14 protein-coding genes are annotated in these 15,526 nt (G+C 64.7%); 6 read left to right on the top strand and 8 right to left on the bottom strand.

Features of this window, described 5'->3' with window-relative positions:
- Positions 1–180: 180 nt before the first annotated feature.
- Positions 181–645, bottom strand: coding sequence for a CopD family protein (locus AC25ND_RS25580; protein WP_182325338.1), 465 nt, complete (start codon positions 643–645; stop codon positions 181–183).
- Positions 646–743: 98 nt separating this feature from the next.
- On the opposite strand from AC25ND_RS25580, the gene dinG reads away from it, so the two are divergent.
- The 5 genes from dinG (at position 744) to pdxH (ending at position 8,257) form a co-directional block, all read left to right on the top strand.
- The gene (gene dinG, locus AC25ND_RS25585) at positions 744–2,888 is read left to right on the top strand and encodes an ATP-dependent DNA helicase DinG (RefSeq protein ID WP_062363845.1); all 2,145 of its coding nucleotides are present in this window, start codon (positions 744–746) and stop codon (positions 2,886–2,888) included.
- An 81-nt stretch (positions 2,889–2,969) separates the two neighbouring features.
- The gene (locus AC25ND_RS25590; protein ID WP_186597641.1) at positions 2,970–5,198 is read left to right on the top strand and encodes a beta-galactosidase; all 2,229 of its coding nucleotides are present in this window, start codon (positions 2,970–2,972) and stop codon (positions 5,196–5,198) included.
- A 169-nt stretch (positions 5,199–5,367) separates the two neighbouring features.
- Entirely contained in the window at positions 5,368–6,513 is a 1,146-nt protein-coding gene (locus AC25ND_RS25595) for an EstA family serine hydrolase (protein WP_028692128.1), read from the top strand.
- A 99-nt stretch (positions 6,514–6,612) separates the two neighbouring features.
- Positions 6,613–7,590, top strand: coding sequence for an OmpA family protein (locus AC25ND_RS25600; protein WP_028692127.1), 978 nt, complete (start codon positions 6,613–6,615; stop codon positions 7,588–7,590).
- Positions 7,591–7,609: 19 nt separating this feature from the next.
- On the top strand, positions 7,610–8,257 hold the full coding sequence (gene pdxH / locus AC25ND_RS25605) for a pyridoxamine 5'-phosphate oxidase (protein ID WP_028692126.1): 648 nt from the start codon (positions 7,610–7,612) through the stop codon (positions 8,255–8,257).
- Between the two features lie 29 nt (positions 8,258–8,286).
- Here the strand turns inward: pdxH and AC25ND_RS25610 are convergent, their stop codons facing one another.
- Positions 8,287–8,517: a hypothetical protein gene (locus AC25ND_RS25610; protein ID WP_028692125.1), complete on the bottom strand. Its 231-nt coding sequence runs from the start codon at positions 8,515–8,517 to the stop codon at positions 8,287–8,289.
- Between the two features lie 148 nt (positions 8,518–8,665).
- On the opposite strand from AC25ND_RS25610, the gene AC25ND_RS25615 reads away from it, so the two are divergent.
- Positions 8,666–9,130 carry an outer membrane lipoprotein gene (locus tag AC25ND_RS25615; RefSeq protein ID WP_023632818.1) on the top strand — a complete coding sequence of 155 codons (465 nt, stop codon included), beginning with the start codon at positions 8,666–8,668 and terminating at the stop codon, positions 9,128–9,130.
- A gap of 71 nt (positions 9,131–9,201) precedes the next feature.
- Here the strand turns inward: AC25ND_RS25615 and AC25ND_RS25620 are convergent, their stop codons facing one another.
- From AC25ND_RS25620 to livH, 6 genes are all read right to left on the bottom strand, one after another.
- Positions 9,202–10,809 carry an NAD(P)/FAD-dependent oxidoreductase gene (locus tag AC25ND_RS25620; protein ID WP_186597639.1) on the bottom strand — a complete coding sequence of 536 codons (1,608 nt, stop codon included), beginning with the start codon at positions 10,807–10,809 and terminating at the stop codon, positions 9,202–9,204.
- A gap of 103 nt (positions 10,810–10,912) precedes the next feature.
- A complete protein-coding gene (locus AC25ND_RS25625) occupies positions 10,913–11,590 on the bottom strand; it encodes a COG3650 family protein (protein WP_028692123.1) in 678 nt (225 codons plus the stop codon).
- A gap of 115 nt (positions 11,591–11,705) precedes the next feature.
- Positions 11,706–12,407, bottom strand: coding sequence for an ABC transporter ATP-binding protein (locus tag AC25ND_RS25630; protein WP_028692122.1), 702 nt, complete (start codon positions 12,405–12,407; stop codon positions 11,706–11,708).
- Positions 12,408–13,175 carry a high-affinity branched-chain amino acid ABC transporter ATP-binding protein LivG gene (livG, locus tag AC25ND_RS25635; RefSeq protein ID WP_028692121.1) on the bottom strand — a complete coding sequence of 256 codons (768 nt, stop codon included), beginning with the start codon at positions 13,173–13,175 and terminating at the stop codon, positions 12,408–12,410. It lies immediately after the preceding gene.
- Complete coding sequence (locus AC25ND_RS25640) at positions 13,172–14,428, bottom strand: high-affinity branched-chain amino acid ABC transporter permease LivM (protein ID WP_028692120.1); 1,257 nt, start codon at positions 14,426–14,428, stop codon at positions 13,172–13,174. The genes livG and AC25ND_RS25640 overlap by 4 nt, the downstream gene beginning before the upstream one ends.
- Positions 14,425–15,348: a high-affinity branched-chain amino acid ABC transporter permease LivH gene (gene livH, locus AC25ND_RS25645; RefSeq protein WP_028692119.1), complete on the bottom strand. Its 924-nt coding sequence runs from the start codon at positions 15,346–15,348 to the stop codon at positions 14,425–14,427. The genes AC25ND_RS25640 and livH overlap by 4 nt, the downstream gene beginning before the upstream one ends.
- Between the last annotated feature and the right edge of the window lie 178 nt (positions 15,349–15,526).

Below are 15,526 nucleotides of genomic sequence, written 5' to 3' on the forward strand. Positions count from 1 at the left end.
TTTGTACGGAGATCGGTTCATCAGGCCGACCTGGTGAAAGTCAGGGCCTGCCTGATGGCAGGCCGTTACCGGCCCGCACACAAAAAATCTGACACTTCCCTAAATGTCGACATCACCTACGAATGTGCTTACAAAAACCAAAAACAATCATCTGTGAAGCCGAGGCCGAAGCCAACCCCCTCAAACCCAAACTCGCGAACTGGCCACCCCCACCACCAACACCCCAATCAATAAATTAACCCCCACCAACCGCCGAATCCGCCCCAGCACCCCAGCCCCCGAAGCCCAATCCCCAGCCTCCACCGCCGTCCGCAGTTCAGGCAGCAACAAAGACTGAATCCGCATGAACAACGCAAACATGACAATCCCCCCGCCAATCATCACCTGCACGTAACGAGGCGCGGTCTCGAACCCGGCAAACCGCAGGTGAATCATCCCGACCCCGCTGACAGCCAACACCGCCACCGCCAGCCAGACCCATCTGAAGAACCGCTGGAAAACCTCCACCCACAACCGCAGCCGCGCAGGCCCCTCCAGCGCGGCAACCGTTGCCGGCCGCAGCACCAGCCAGGCGAAGAACATCCCCCCGACCCAGACAAGGGCGGCCAGGACATGCAAGGTGTAGGGCAGGGCAAAGGCAAGCATCCGGATCTCCATGCGGCACAAAGGGCAATAGCGGGGTATGATAGCCGGCCCATGCGAAACACTGAAAATATATCCAGCCCTCCGGGCGCCTGCAGACCATGATCAGCAACGAACTCAAAGCCACCATCCAGGGCGCCTACTCGCGTTTCCTCGAAGCCAAAAGCCTCAAGCCACGCTACGGCCAGCGCCTGATGATCGCCGAAGTGGCCAAGGTACTCGGCGACATCGCCTGCGACGACGACGGCCGCCGTGCCGGCGAGCCCGCCGTGGTGGCCGTCGAGGCTGGCACCGGTACCGGCAAGACCGTCGCCTACAGCCTGGCCGCAATCCCCGCCGCAAAGGCTGCTGGCAAGCGCCTGGTAATCGCCACCGCGACCGTGGCCCTGCAGGAGCAGATCGTCTTCAAGGACCTGCCCGACCTGATGCGCAACAGCGGGCTGAACTTCAGCTTCGCCCTGGCCAAGGGCCGCGGCCGCTACCTGTGCCTGTCCAAGCTCGACGTCCTGCTGCAGGAAGGCCATGCCCAGTCGGCCACCGCCCAGCTGTTCGAGGAAGAGGGCTTTCGCATCGAGGTTGACGAGCGCAGCCAGAAGCTGTTCAACAGCATGATCGAGAAGCTCGCCGGCAACCGCTGGGACGGCGACCGCGACAGCTGGTCCGAAACCATCGAGGACCAGGACTGGGCTCGCCTGACCACCGACCATGGCCAGTGCACCGGCCGGCATTGCCCGAACTTCCAGCAGTGCGTGTTCTACAAGGCCCGTGAAGGCATGGGCAAGGTCGACGTGATCGTCACCAACCACGATATGGTCCTGGCCGACCTGGCCCTGGGCGGTGGCGCCGTGCTGCCCGACCCGCGCGACACCCTGTACGTGTTCGACGAAGGCCACCACCTGCCCGACAAGGCCATCGGCCACTTCGCCCACTATTCGCGCCTGCGCTCCACCGCCGACTGGCTGGAGCAGACCGCCAAGAACCTGACCAAGCTGCTGGCCCAGCATCCGCTGCCGGGCGACCTTGGCAAGTACATCGAGCAGGTCCCGGAGCTGGCGCGGGAAGTCCGCGCCCAGCAGCAGTTCATGTTCACCCTCTGCGAGCAGGTGGCGGATTTCCGCGCCGGCGAGGACATGGAAGGCCGTGACCGTCCGCGCTACCGTTTCGAAGGCGGGGTGGTGCCTGAGCAGATCCGCGAGGTCGGCATCGAGCTCAAGAAAGGCTTCGCCCGCCTCAACGACCTGTTTACCCGCCTGGCCGACCTGCTCAAGGAAGGCATGGATGGCGAGAACAACATTGGTATCGCCAGCCACCAGGCCGAGGAGTGGTACCCGCTGTTCGGCAGCCTGGTGACCCGCGCCCAGGGCAACTGGGAACTGTGGACCGCGTTCACCGCCGAAGATCCGGAAGACAACCCGCCCATGGCCCGCTGGCTGACCCTGGCTGAAAGCGGCGCGCTGTTTGACATCGAAGTCAACGCCAGCCCCATCCTGGCCGCCGAGATGCTGCGCAAGAGCCTGTGGAACGTCGCTTATGGCGCTCTGGTGACCTCGGCAACGCTCACCGCCCTGGGCAAGTTCGACCGCTTCCGCATGCGTTCGGGCCTGCCCCGCGATGCCGTGCAATGCGTGGTGCCCAGCCCGTTCGTGCACGGTGACGCCGGGCTGTTGCGAGTGCCCGACCTGGGCGCCGACCCACGGGATGCCACCGCCCATACCGCAGCGATCATCCGCGAACTGCCGGCCATCGTCGAGGATGCCCGTGGCGCGCTGGTGCTGTTCTCGTCGCGCAAGCAGATGCAGGACGTGTTCGATGGCCTGGACCGCGACTGGCGCAAGCTGGTGCTGATCCAGGGCAACCTGTCCAAACAGGAGACCCTCAACAAGCACAAGGCGCGGGTCGACGATGGCCAACACAGCGTGCTGTTCGGCCTGGCCAGCTTTGCCGAGGGCGTCGACCTGCCGGGTGCCTACTGCGAGCACGTCGTGATCGCCAAGATTCCCTTCGCCGTGCCGGATGACCCGGTTGAAGCCGCGCTGGCCGAATGGATCGAAGCCCGGGGCGGCAACCCGTTCATGGAAATCGCCGTGCCCGACGCCTCGCTGCGCCTGATCCAGGCCTGTGGTCGGTTGCTGCGCACCGAGCAGGACCGTGGCGTCATCACCTTGCTCGATCGACGCCTGGTCACCCAACGCTACGGCAAGGCTATTCTCAACGCACTGCCACCCTTCCGACGGGAAATCGGCTGAGCGCCGGAGCAAGATGCTAGACCCGTTGTCCATTACTCGATTGCGAGCCCATGACGGGCTCCGAAGGAGAGTCACCGCCCTATGATCCGCCGCACCCTGCCTGTCGTGTTCTCCCTGTTGTTCAGTGCGCCCTTGCTGGCCGGGCAACAGACGCTGTTCAGCTTCGTGCGCCCGGCCTCGGTGGTGAATGTCGTCACCCAGGACGCCAACCTGCCGCAGTACAACGCGGAACAGACAGCCGAAGGCGAAGTGTTGCGGCGGGTGGTGTTCAACCCGGTGGCGCAGCCGACCCTGCGCCTCGCGCCACAAGGCGGAGCGTGGGACTGGAGCGCCGGCCAGGCACTGACCCTGCGCCTGCAGAGTGGCATGGACTGGGCGCTGACTGTCGATGTAACGGTGCAGAGCAGCGACGGGCGTACCCTCACCAGCCGCATCGACCTGCCGGCCGGGCCCGCGCAGACCGTGATGATTCCGCTCAAGGCCAGTTCACCACTGAGCCAGGGTATGCGCGCCGGGCCACCGATGCCCTGGACTTTCGAGGGACAACGCCTGCTACTGACCAGCAGTGAAGGCGCGGTGGACTTGGCGCAGGTCACTTCGATCAGCCTGAGCATTCCCGGCCCCAAGGTAGCCCAGAGCCTGTTGATCGAGAAAGTCGGCCTGCAGGATGACGACCAGGCGTTCAAGGCTGCCTACAGCGAATTGATCGATGCCTATGGGCAGTCGACTCGGGGCCGCTGGCCGGAGAAGATCATCGGCGATGAGCAGCTCAAGGCCGCCGACAACCGTGAACAGGCACAACTCAAGGCCTGGCTGGCTGAGCGCGACAAGCTCAAGCTGGACACCTATGGCGGCCTGCTCGCGGGGCCGGCCTTCGAAGCCAAGGGCTTCTTCCGCACCGAGAAGCGCGACGGGCGCTGGTACCTGGTGACGCCCGATGGGCATCCGTTCTATTCGCTCGGCGTCAATGCCGTTGCCGCCGATGGCGGGCGCACCTATGTCGCCGGTCGCGAAGGCATGTTCAAGGGCTTGCCGGGCGAGGGCGACGCCATGACCGCCTTCTACGGCGAAGGAAACAATGATGACGGCAATGCCTCGTCCCAGGGTCGGGGCTTCAAGCAAGGGCGCTGGTTCGATTTCTATGCGGCCAACCTGCAGCGCACCTACGGCAAGCCTTGTCCGCAGGATGTCACGGCCTGCCCGGCGCCGGCCTTGGACGCCCAGCGCTGGCAGGCCCACACCCTCGATCGCCTGCAGGCCTGGGGCTTCAACACCCTCGGCAACTGGAGCGACCCGGCGCTCGGCCAGGCCAGGCGCCTGCCGTACACCTTGCCGCTGTCGATCGTCGGTGACTACGCCAGCATCAGCACTGGCATGGACTGGTGGGGTCGCATGCCCGACCCGTTCGACCCGCGCTTCGCCATGGCCACCGAGCGCGCCGTGGCCATCGCCGCCCGTGATCACCGCGATGACCCCTGGCTGATCGGTTATTTCGCCGACAACGAACTGGCCTGGGCCGCCCCCGGCGACGATCCCAAGGCACGCTACGGCCTGGCCTATGGCACCTTGCGCCTGACCACCGATGTGCCGGCCAAGCGTGCCTTCCTCAAGCAGTTGCGCGACAAATACCGCAACCAGCAAGGTTTGTCGAAGGCCTGGGGGATCGAGCTGACCGCCTGGGAACTGATGGAAGACCCAGGGTTCGAGGCGCCATTGCCCAATCCGGAGCACCCGGAAATCGAGCGTGACTACCAGTATTTCCAGCAGGTGTTCGCCGAAACCTATTTCAAGACCATTTCCGATGCCCTGAAGTGGCATGCGCCCAACCATCTGCTGCTGGGCGGTCGCTATGCGGTCAGCACGCCTGAAGCGGTGCAGGCCTGCGCCAGGTTCTGCGATGTGCTGAGTTTCAACTTCTATACCTTGAAGCCTGAAGACGGCTACGACTTCGTCCGGTTGGCCGAGTTGGACAAGCCGGTGCTGGTCTCGGAGTTCCAGTTCGGCTCCCGCGATCGCGGTCCGTTCTGGCCAGGCCCGGTGGAAGTCGCCCGCGAGGAAGATCGCGGGCCGGCCTATGCCAACTTCCTCAAGGCCGCCATGGCCCAGCCGATGATCGTTGGCGCGCACTGGTTCCAGTATCTCGACCAACCGGCCAGCGGCAGGCTGCTGGACGGCGAGAACGGCCACCTGGGCCTGGTGGCCATCACCGACGTGAGCTACCCGGGCTTCGTCGAAGCGGTGCGCCGGAGCAACCTGCAGAGCCTCACGCAGCTACGCACCGAGCTGGACAAGCCCGCTCCCAAAAAATGAGCGCTGTCCCTGGCAGCGCTTTTGTGGGAGCGGGCTTGCCCCGCGATAGCGTCCCACCAGGGAACATGGACACCCCTGACAACCACCCAGCCATATCCAGTTTGCAAATCGCCCAACTACTGAAACAATGCACCCCTTTGCAAGCCAGGCCGTACAGAGAGGTAGTCGGGTGCAGATCCAGGGTCACTATGAGCTGAAGTTCGAGGCGGTGCGCGATGCCTTCGCCGCGTTGTTCGAGGATCCCCAGGAGCGTGGTGCCGCATTGTGCATCCAGGTCGGCGGCGAGACCGTGGTCGACCTGTGGGCTGGCAGCGCCGACAAGGACGGCCGCGAGGCCTGGCACAGCGACACCATCGCCAACCTGTTCTCCTGCACCAAGACCTTCACCGCCGTCACCGCCCTGCAACTGGTGGGCGAGGGCAAGCTGGCCCTCGATGCGCCGGTGGCGCGCTACTGGCCGGAGTTCGCCCAGGCTGGCAAGGAGCAGGTCACCCTGCGCCAGTTGCTCAGCCACCGCGCAGGTCTGCCGGCCATCCGCGAGCTGCTGCCGGCCGAGGCGCTGTATGACTGGCAGGCCATGGTCGATGCCCTGGCCGCCGAAGCGCCCTGGTGGACGCCCGGCAGCGAACACGGTTACGCGGCGATCACCTATGGCTGGCTGATCGGCGAGTTGATCCGCCGCGCCGACGGTCGCGGCCCGGGCGACTCGATCGTGGCCCGCACCGCCCGGCCATTGGGGTTGGATTTCCATGTCGGCCTGGCCGACGACGCGTTCCACCGCGTGGCGCATATCGCCCGCGGCAAGGGCAACCCCGGCGATGCCGCGGCCCAGCGCCTGCTGCAGGTCACGATGCGCGAGCCCGAGGCCCTGTCGACCCGGGCTTTCACCAACCCTCCGGCAATCCTCACCAGCACCAACAAGCCCGAATGGCGGCGCATGCAGCAACCAGCGGCCAATGGCCACGGCAACGCCCGCAGCCTGGCGGGCTTCTATGCCGGCCTGCTCGACGGCAGCCTGCTGGAGTCCGAACTGCTTGACGAACTGACCCGCGAGCACAGCCTCGGCCAGGACCGCACCCTGTTGACCCAGACCCGCTTCGGCCTGGGCTGCATGCTCGACCAGCCAGAAGTGGCCAACGCCACTTTCGGCCTTGGCGCGCGGGCGTTCGGCCATCCCGGCGCGGGCGGCTCGGTCGGCTTTGCCGACCCCGAACACGACGTGGCCTTTGGCTTCGTCACCAATACCCTGGGCCCCTATGTACTGATGGACCCGCGCGCTCAACGCCTGGTGCGTGTCCTTGGCAGTTGCCTTTGATCGGGTAACGCGGGTATTGACCGGACCCTTTGACTATCCTCAATGCCAACGCCTGATGGGTATGGGCAAAATTTCTTTCTATTTCATGGTGTATCGCTGATGTCTTCACATAAAACCTTAGCACTCGCCCTGTGCCTGGCCATGACCGGCTGCGCCAGCCACTCCCAGGACGCTTCCAAGGACAGTGGCCTGAACTGGTGGCCCTTTGGTTCGGACAAGGTCGCCGACAAGGAAGTGAAGGAGGCTGTCGTCGAAAACGTCGCCAAGGCCGATGCCAAGTCCGAGAGCGCCAGCCGCTGGTGGTGGCCGTTCGGTAGCGACGAGAAAAAAGACAAGGTCGCGGCGGTGCCGAAGATCGACCAGAAGGCCACCCAGGCTTGGCTCGACCAGTACGAACCGAAGGTCCGCGAAGCGATCAAGGGCAGCAAGTTCGAACTCGAACGTCGTGAAGATGTGCTGGCGGTAACCATTCCGGTGGACAGCGCCTACAACCCGGACCGTCCGAACATGCTGCTGCCGGTCACCCTCGGCCCGATCACCCAGGTGGCCAAGGCCATTGAGACCGACACCAAGACCGCGGTGCTGATCCTCGGCCACGCCGACAGCAGCGGTGCCACCGCCGCCAACCAGAAGCTCAGCCTCGAGCGCGCAGCTTCCGTGTCGGCGATCTTCCGTCTCAGCGGCCTGCAGCGTGACCGCCTGATGCTCAAGGGCATGGGCTCGGTGATGCCGCGCGCCGCCAACGACAGCGCCGAGGGCCGTGCCCTGAACCGACGCGTCGAGCTGCTGCTGACCCCGCAGAACACCATGGTCGCGCTGCTGGCCAAGTACCAGCAGGCCGCCCCGGCGCCAGCCCCGACGGCGATGGTCGCCACCCAGGATGCCAAGGCTCCGGCGGCCAAGCCAGCCGCCAAGGCCGCTGCCAAGCCAGCTGCGAAAAAGCCGGCCGCCAAGGCCAAGGCGCCGGCCAAGGCCAGCACCAGCGCGAAGAAGAAAGCCGCTCCGGCCAAACCTGCCGCGAAGAAGGCCGCCACCGACAAGAAAGTCGCCGCCAACAGCCCTGCGAAGACCAACTGATCGTCAAGGAAACGCAGTCATGACCCAATCCCTGGCCGATATGCGCCGCGACTACACCCGTGATGGCCTGGCCGAAGCCCAGGCCCCGGGGGAGCCGTTCGCGCTGTTCCACCACTGGTTCGCTGATGCGGTGAAGACCGAACAACTGCCGGTGGAAGCCAACGCCATGACCCTGGCGACCGTCGACGCCGACGGCCGCCCGCATTGCCGGGTACTGTTGCTCAAGGCCCTCGATGCCCGAGGCTTCACGTTCTTCACCAATTACGAAAGCGCCAAGGGCCAGCACATCGCGGTGAACCCGTTCGCGGCCATGACCTTCTTCTGGCCGGCGCTGGAGCGCCAGGTGCGAATTGAAGGGCGGGTGGAAAAGGTCACGGCCAAGGAGTCGGACGATTACTACCAGGTACGCCCGCTGGGCAGCCGCCTGGGCGCCTGGGCGTCGCCGCAGAGCCGGGTGATTGCTGACCGTGAGGAGCTGGAAGGGCTGGTCAAGGCCACCGAGGCGCGCTTTTCCGATACGCAACCGCATTGCCCGGAACACTGGGGCGGCTACCGCCTGGTGCCGGAGCGTGTCGAGTTCTGGCAGGGGCGAGCCAGTCGCCTGCACGACCGGCTGAACTTCCGGTTGGTCGATGGCCAGTGGTTGCGCGAGCGCCTGGCGCCCTGAGGTGCTGGGGCTGCAAAGCAGCCCCAGCATTACCGATACCCCGCCGCCTCCCGCTCCAGCCACGCCGCCAACTCCTTGCGCCGCACTTTCTCCACCCGCGCCCGCTCGAGCAACTTGAGCATGAAATCCCGCTTCGCCGGATCCTCCCCGGCTAGCGACAGCGCCAGGTCCCGGTCCATCCAGCGACGCATGCGCACATACAGCCACCCGTGAAAATACAGGCCGGCGATAGTCACCACGACGACGATGAAGTAATCCATGGCTATCCTTGGTCTCACGTTAAATGCCCGCCACATGGCCGGCATAGGCTGTACCTGGGCTGAATGAAAACAATTTTATAACGTTTGCGTCGTGACACCTGTCAAGGCGCGGAGTCTAATGAACACTTGTCTTCTGGAGATTGACCCCATGCGTAAATCCGCTTTGCTGCTGGCCAGCTTCACCACCGTGTCGCTGCTGCTGGGCGGCTGCCAGTCGTCGCTGACCGGCGACAGCTACTCCCGTGATGAGGCCCGCCGCGTGCAGACCGTGCGCATGGGCACCATCGAATCCCTGCGTCCGGTGAAGATCGAAGGCACCAAGACCCCGATTGGCGGTGGCGCCGGCGCCATCGTCGGTGGCGTCGCCGGTAGCGCCGTCGGCGGAGGCCGAGGCAGCATCGTTGCTGCGGTAATCGGTGCGGTGGCCGGTGGCCTGGCAGGTTCGGCCGCCGAAGAAGGCCTGACCCGCACCCAGGGCGTCGAGATTACCGTACGTGAAGACGACGGCAGCATGCGCGCCTACGTGCAGCAAGTGCAGCAGAACGAGATCTTCCGTGTGGGCGAGCGTGTGCGCATCATGACCGTCGATGGCACCAGTCGCGTCACTCACTGATCACCGCACAAAAGAAACCCCGAACCGGCCTGGCCTGTTCGGGGTTTTCTTTTGCTTGCCCTGCAGTGGGATTACAGGCCGAGCATGTCCCGCGCCACCGCCTCGGCGATGCGGATGCCATCCACGCCCGCTGACAGAATGCCCCCAGCGTAGCCCGCACCTTCACCCGCCGGGAACAAGCCCCTGAGGTTGAGGCTCTGGAAGCTGGCATCACGGGTGATGCGCAGCGGCGAGGAGGTGCGGGTCTCGATGCCGGTCAGCACCGCGTCATGCAGGTTGTAGCCCTTGATCTGGCGGTCGAAGGCCGGCAGCGCCTCACGAATCGCCTCGATGGCGAAGTCCGGCAGGCTCGGGGCCAGGTCGCCCAGGGTCACGCCCGGCTTGTAGGACGGCTCGACGCTGCCCAGCGCGGTGGACGGACGGCCGGCGACGAAGTCACCCACCAACTGCGCCGGTGCCTGGTAGTTGCTGCCGCCCATCACGTAGGCATGGGCCTCCAGGCGTTCCTGCAGCTCGATGCCAGCCAGTGGGCCGCCCGGGTAGTCGCGCTCGGGGTCGATACCGACGACGATGCCGGAGTTGGCGTTGCGCTCATTGCGTGAGTACTGGCTCATGCCGTTGGTGACCACGCGCCCCGGTTCGCTGGTGGCGGCGACCACGGTGCCGCCCGGGCACATGCAGAAGCTGTAGACTGAACGGCCATTCTTGGCGTGGTGCACCAGCTTGTAGTCGGCGGCGCCGAGTTTCGGGTGGCCGGCGTACTTGCCCAGGCGCGCCTTGTCGATCAGCGACTGCGGGTGCTCGATACGGAAACCGACCGAGAACGGCTTGGCTTCCATGAACACGCCTTTGGCGTGGAGCATGCGGAAGGTGTCGCGGGCGCTGTGACCCAAGGCAAGGACCACATGGCGCGAGTGCAACTGTTCGCCGCTGTCCAGTACCACGCCTGTGAGCTGTTCGCCGTCGATCAGCAGGTCGGTAACCTTCTGCTCGAAGCGTACCTCACCGCCCAGGGTGATGATTTCCTCGCGCATCTTCTCGACCATGCTGGTCAGGCGGAAGGTACCGATGTGCGGCTTGTTGATGTAAAGGATCTCTTCCGGGGCACCGGCCTTGACGAACTCTTCCAGCACCTTGCGGCCGTGGTGGTTCGGGTCCTTGATCTGGCTGTACAGCTTGCCGTCGGAGAAGGTGCCGGCGCCGCCTTCGCCGAACTGCACGTTGGACTCGGGGTTGAGCACGCTCTTGCGCCACAGGCCCCAGGTGTCCTTGGTGCGCTGGCGCACTTCCTTGCCGCGTTCCAGCACGATCGGCTTGAAGCCCATCTGCGCCAGCACCAGCCCGGCGAAGATGCCGCAGGGGCCGAAGCCGACCACGATCGGGCGCGCAGACAGCTCGGCCGGGGCCTGGCCGACGAACTTGTAGCTGACGTCCGGGGCCACGCTGATCTTGGCGTCGTCTTCAAAGCGGCGCAGCAGTTCGTCTTCGTTGCTGGTTTCAAGGTCGATGGTGTAGATGAACAGCAGCTCGCTGTTCTTCTTGCGCGCATCGTAGCTGCGCTTGAACAGGGTGAAACCGAGCAGTTGCTCATCGCTGATGCCCAGGCGCTGGACGATGGCGGCGCGCAGCTCGTCGTCGGAGTGGTCCAAGGGCAGCTTCAGTTCGGTGATTCGTAGCATGGCAGGGTCCAGTATCCCGGCCATGGGCGGCCGGCGGCTTTACACAAACCGCCAAGTATAAGCTGTTAGCCGCCCCGACTGGCAGGATAAAAGTGCCCGGCGATCAGAGGTCGCGGGCGCCACCGTAGTAGGCGCAGCCCTGCAGGGTCTTGCCGTCGATGCGCAGCTCGGCCTTGAGGTGGCGGATGGCACCGGTGGCGCCGTCGACGCAGCGCTGCGGCGCGACCCATAGCTCGACGCGCTGGCCATTGGCTTCGCTGGACAAGCTCAGGCCGCCGCCGGGCATTTCCTCCTCCAGGTAAGGCAGCGGCAGCGGGTCCTGGCCGATGCGGTTGAGCACCATGCCCTTGCCACTGGCCTTGATGTCCCAGTCCGGTTCATGGCCGCCGGCACGCAGGGTCAGCTGCTTGAAGTTCGGGTCTTCGCAGCCACTGTATTCGGAGGTTTCCAGTCGGTACAGGCGGGTCACGTCGAGCTGGCCGTCGCTGCCGGCCTGCTTGCTGCCTGTCATGCGCGCGCGGACGTCGGCGAACAGTTTGTCACCGGCATCGTCGGCCAGGTTGGCGGCTTCCTGCAGGATGCCGGTGGCGGCGACGTCGTTGACGATGAAGCGACGGCTTTCGCTGCAGGGCTTGAACAGCAGATGACCGCCGGCCGCGCTCAGCTCGCCTTGCATGCGGGTGGTGCCCAGGTTCGGGTCGACCGGTTTTTCGGCCAGCATCTGGCAGCCGGCGAACAGCGGCAGCAAGGCGGTGAGCAGCAGTGAAGGGGTGAGGCGCATGGGGCGTGCTCCGGGAGACGTTGCAAAAGAGCTGGCCACGTTACGCAGGGTGCGCTGGTATCACAAGGGCCTCATCGTGGGGCAAGAAAAAAGGGCCCGAAGGCCCTTTGATCATTCAACCCCCGAGGTACGCGTCGCGTACCTTCGGGTCGGTCAGCAACGCTTCACCGGTACCCTGCATCACCACCTTGCCGTTTTCCAGCACATACGCCCGGTCGGCGATCTTCAGCGCCTGGTTGGCGTTCTGCTCCACCAGGAACACCGTCACGCCATCGCGGCGCAGCTGTTCGATGATGTCGAAGATCTGCTGGATGATGATCGGCGCCAGGCCCAGCGATGGCTCGTCGAGCAGCAGCAGCTTGGGCTTGCTCATCAGCGCCCGGCCGATGGCCAGCATCTGCTGCTCGCCGCCGGACATGGTGCCGCCGCGCTGGATGTAGCGTTCCTTCAGACGCGGGAACAGCTGCAGGACTTTGTCCAGCTGTTCCTGGTAGTCGCCCTTGTCGGTGAAGAAACCGCCCATGGCCAGGTTTTCCTCGACAGTCAGGCGCGAGAACACGCGGCGGCCTTCCGGCACCACCGCGATGCTCTTGCGCATGATGTGCGAGGACGGCTGGCCGACCAGCTCCTCGCCCAGGTACTTGATGCTGCCGCTGCTCGCCTGGGGCGAGCCGCAGAGGGTCATCAGCAGGGTCGACTTGCCGGCACCGTTGGCACCGATCAGGGTGACGATCTCGCCCTGGTTGATCTCCACGTTGACGCTGTGCAGCGCCTGGATCTTGCCGTAGAAGGTGGAAACGTTCTCGAACTTCAGCATTTACGCCTCCCCCAGGTAGGCCTTGATCACATCAGGGTTGCCGCGAATCTCTTCCGGCGTCCCATCCGCCAGGGGCGTGCCCTGGTTGATCACCACGATGTGGTCGGAAATGCTCATCACCAGTTTCATGTCGTGCTCGATCAGCAGCACGGTCACGTTGTGGGATTCGCGCAGGTAGGCGATGAGGGCCTTGAGGTCCTCGGTCTCCTTGGGGTTCAGGCCGGCGGCCGGTTCGTCGAGCATGATGATCCGCGGTTGGGTCATCATGCAGCGGGCGATTTCCAGGCGCCGCTGCTGGCCGTAGGCGAGGGTGCCGGCGGTACGGTTGGCGAACTCGGTCAGGTTGACCTTCTCCAGCCAGTACTGCGCGCGCTCCATGGCCTCCTTCTCGCTGCGACGGAAGCCCGGGGTCTTGAACAGGCCGGCGAAGAAGTTGGTGTTCAGATGGCGGTGCTGGGCGATCAGCAGGTTTTCCAGCGCGGTCATTTCCTTGAACAGGCGCACGTTCTGGAAGGTCCGCACCACGCCCTTGCGGGCGATCTGATGGCCGGCCAGGCCCTGGATCGGCTGGCCGTCGAGCAGAATGGTGCCGCCGCTGGGCTTGTAGAAGCCGGTGAGGCAGTTGAACACGGTGGTCTTGCCGGCGCCGTTCGGGCCGATCAACGCCACCACTTGTTTTTCCTTGACGGTCAGGCCCACGCCGTTGACCGCCAACAAGCCGCCGAAGCGCATGCTCAGGCCGCTGACTTGCAGAATTTCGCGGCTCATCGAGGCAGCTCCATGTGCGGACGTTGCATGGGCAGCAGGCCCTGCGGACGCCAGATCATCATCAACACCATCAGCGCACCGAACATCAGCATCCGGTATTCGCTGAACTCACGCATCATCTCCGGCAGAAGGATCATCACGATGGCCGCGAGAATCACGCCCAGCTGCGAACCCATGCCACCCAGCACGACGATGGCGAGGATGATCGCCGACTCGATGAAGGTGAACGACTCCGGTGTCACCAGCCCTTGGCGGGCGGCGAAGAAGCTGCCGGCGAAACCGGCGAAGCAGGCACCCAGGGTGAACGCCGAGAGCTTGATCACGGTGGGGTTCAGGCCCAGCGCGCGGCAGGCGATCTCGTCTTCACGCAGCGCTTCCCAGGCCCGGCCGATCGGCATGCGCAGCAGGCGGTTGATGACGAACAGCGCCAGCAGTGCCAGCAGCAGGGCCACCAGGTAGAGGAAGATCACCTTGTTGATCGAGTTGTATTCCAGCCCGAAGAACTCGTGGAAGGTCTGCATGCCCTCGGCGGCGCGGCGTTCGAAGGTCAGGCCGAAGAACTCCGGCTTGGGGATGTTGCTGATGCCGTTGGGGCCGCCGGTCCAGTCGGTGAGGTTACGCAGGAACAGGCGGATGATCTCGCCGAAGCCCAGGGTCACGATCGCCAGGTAGTCGCCGCGCAGGCGCAGCACCGGGAAGCCGAGCAGGAAACCGAAGGTGGCGGCCATCAGGCCGGCGATCGGCAGGCACACCCAGAAGCTCCAGCCCAGGTAGTGCGAGAGCATCGCGTAGCTGTAGGCGCCGACGGCATAGAAGCCGACGTAACCCAGGTCGAGCAGGCCCGCAAGCCCCACCACGATGTTCAGGCCCAGGCCCAGCAACACGTAGATCAGGATCAAGGTGGCGATGTCGACCGCGCCGCGCGAGCCGAAGAACGGCCAGATCAGCGCCGCCACGATCAGCCCCATGATGACCCAGCGCTGGGTCTTCGGCAGGGTGAGGAAGTTGGTCACCGAAGGTGGTACCAGCTTGCGCTCCGAGCGGCGGCCCATCACCGCGCTCCACTGCTTGTCGAACAACACGCGCAGGAACATCAGCACCGAGCACGCGGCGATGATGCTGATGGTGAACGAGCCCTGGCTGTGCACGATCAGGCTGATGCCGTCGATGCTGAGTTTCAAGCCCAGCACCGGGAAGGCCACGGCCCAGACCAGCAAGGCGCTGAAGAACGCCTGTTTGAGATTTCTGTTCATACTTTTTCAACCTCCGGGCGGCCCAGGATGCCGGTCGGCCGGAACAGCAGGACAAGAACCAAAAGACCGAATGCCACCACGTCCTTGTACTGGTCGCCGAAGATGTCGGCGCCGAACGCTTCGGCCACGCCCAGCACCAGCCCGCCGAGCATGGCGCCCGGGATGCTGCCGATGCCGCCCAGTACCGCCGCGGTGAAGGCCTTCAGGCCCACCAGGAAACCGGCGTTGGGGTTGATCACCCCGTACTGCATGCTCAGCAGCACGGCAGCCACCGCCGCCAGCGCGGCGCCGATGACGAAGGTCAGGGCGATGATGTTGTTGGTGTTGATGCCCAGCAGGTTGGCCATCTTGATGTCCTCGGCGCAGGCGCGGCAGGCGCGACCCAGGCGAGAACGGGAGATGAACAGGGTCAGGCAGGTCATGGCGACGAGGGTCACCACGAACACCAGGATCTGCATGTACGAGACCAGCACCTCCTCCGCGCCGCCCGGGCCGAACGAGAAGCTGCCGGGGATCAGGTTGGGGATGGACTTGTCCTTGGAGTCCTGCGACAGCAGGACGGTGTTCTGCAGGAAGATCGACATGCCGATGGCGGAGATCAGCGGGATCAGCCGGTTGCTGTTGCGCAGCGGTCGGTAGGCGACCCGTTCGATGCTGTAGCCGTAGGCACTGGTGACGAAGATCGTGGCGACGAAGGCCACGGTCATCAGGATCGGCAACGAGTGGATACCCATCATGGCCAGCCCGGCGAGGGCGATGAAGGCCACGTAGGAACCGATCATGTACACCTCGCCGTGGGCGAAGTTGATCATGCCGATGATGCCGTACACCATCGTGTAACCGATGGCGATCAGCGCGTAGGTACTGCCGATGGTCAATCCGTTAACCAGTTGTTGTAGGAAATGGTAGATCTCAGGCATTACAGCGCTCCTAAAAACCTGATTTGCATTTCTCTGGCGGGGGATGACCCCGGCCCATGTTCTCGTGGTCTACGCCACGTGATCTTGTGCGGGCACAACCAGGAAACCGCGGGTGACGGTTTTAAGATTTTCAGGTGAACCGGCTCCCGGATCACGGGAATCAGGTCCATAGAACCTC

Source organism: Pseudomonas sp. P110(2024) (genome assembly GCF_057480795.1).

Excerpts from the sequence above, each read along its gene's own strand:
- pdxH (WP_028692126.1), top strand. The coding sequence starts at position 7,610 with ATGACCCAATCCCTGGCCGATATGCGCCGCGACTACACCCGTGATGGC.
- AC25ND_RS25610 (WP_028692125.1), bottom strand. The coding sequence starts at position 8,517 with ATGGATTACTTCATCGTCGTCGTGGTGACTATCGCCGGCCTGTATTTT.
- AC25ND_RS25640 (WP_028692120.1), bottom strand. The coding sequence starts at position 14,428 with ATGAACAGAAATCTCAAACAGGCGTTCTTCAGCGCCTTGCTGGTCTGG.
- AC25ND_RS25580 (WP_182325338.1), bottom strand. The coding sequence starts at position 645 with ATGCTTGCCTTTGCCCTGCCCTACACCTTGCATGTCCTGGCCGCCCTT.
- AC25ND_RS25630 (WP_028692122.1), bottom strand. The coding sequence starts at position 12,407 with ATGCTGAAGTTCGAGAACGTTTCCACCTTCTACGGCAAGATCCAGGCG.
- dinG (WP_062363845.1), top strand. The coding sequence starts at position 744 with ATGATCAGCAACGAACTCAAAGCCACCATCCAGGGCGCCTACTCGCGT.
- AC25ND_RS25615 (WP_023632818.1), top strand. The coding sequence starts at position 8,666 with ATGCGTAAATCCGCTTTGCTGCTGGCCAGCTTCACCACCGTGTCGCTG.
- AC25ND_RS25600 (WP_028692127.1), top strand. The coding sequence starts at position 6,613 with ATGTCTTCACATAAAACCTTAGCACTCGCCCTGTGCCTGGCCATGACC.
- livH (WP_028692119.1), bottom strand. The coding sequence starts at position 15,348 with ATGCCTGAGATCTACCATTTCCTACAACAACTGGTTAACGGATTGACC.
- AC25ND_RS25620 (WP_186597639.1), bottom strand. The coding sequence starts at position 10,809 with ATGCTACGAATCACCGAACTGAAGCTGCCCTTGGACCACTCCGACGAC.
- AC25ND_RS25625 (WP_028692123.1), bottom strand. The coding sequence starts at position 11,590 with ATGCGCCTCACCCCTTCACTGCTGCTCACCGCCTTGCTGCCGCTGTTC.
- AC25ND_RS25590 (WP_186597641.1), top strand. The coding sequence starts at position 2,970 with ATGATCCGCCGCACCCTGCCTGTCGTGTTCTCCCTGTTGTTCAGTGCG.
- livG (WP_028692121.1), bottom strand. The coding sequence starts at position 13,175 with ATGAGCCGCGAAATTCTGCAAGTCAGCGGCCTGAGCATGCGCTTCGGC.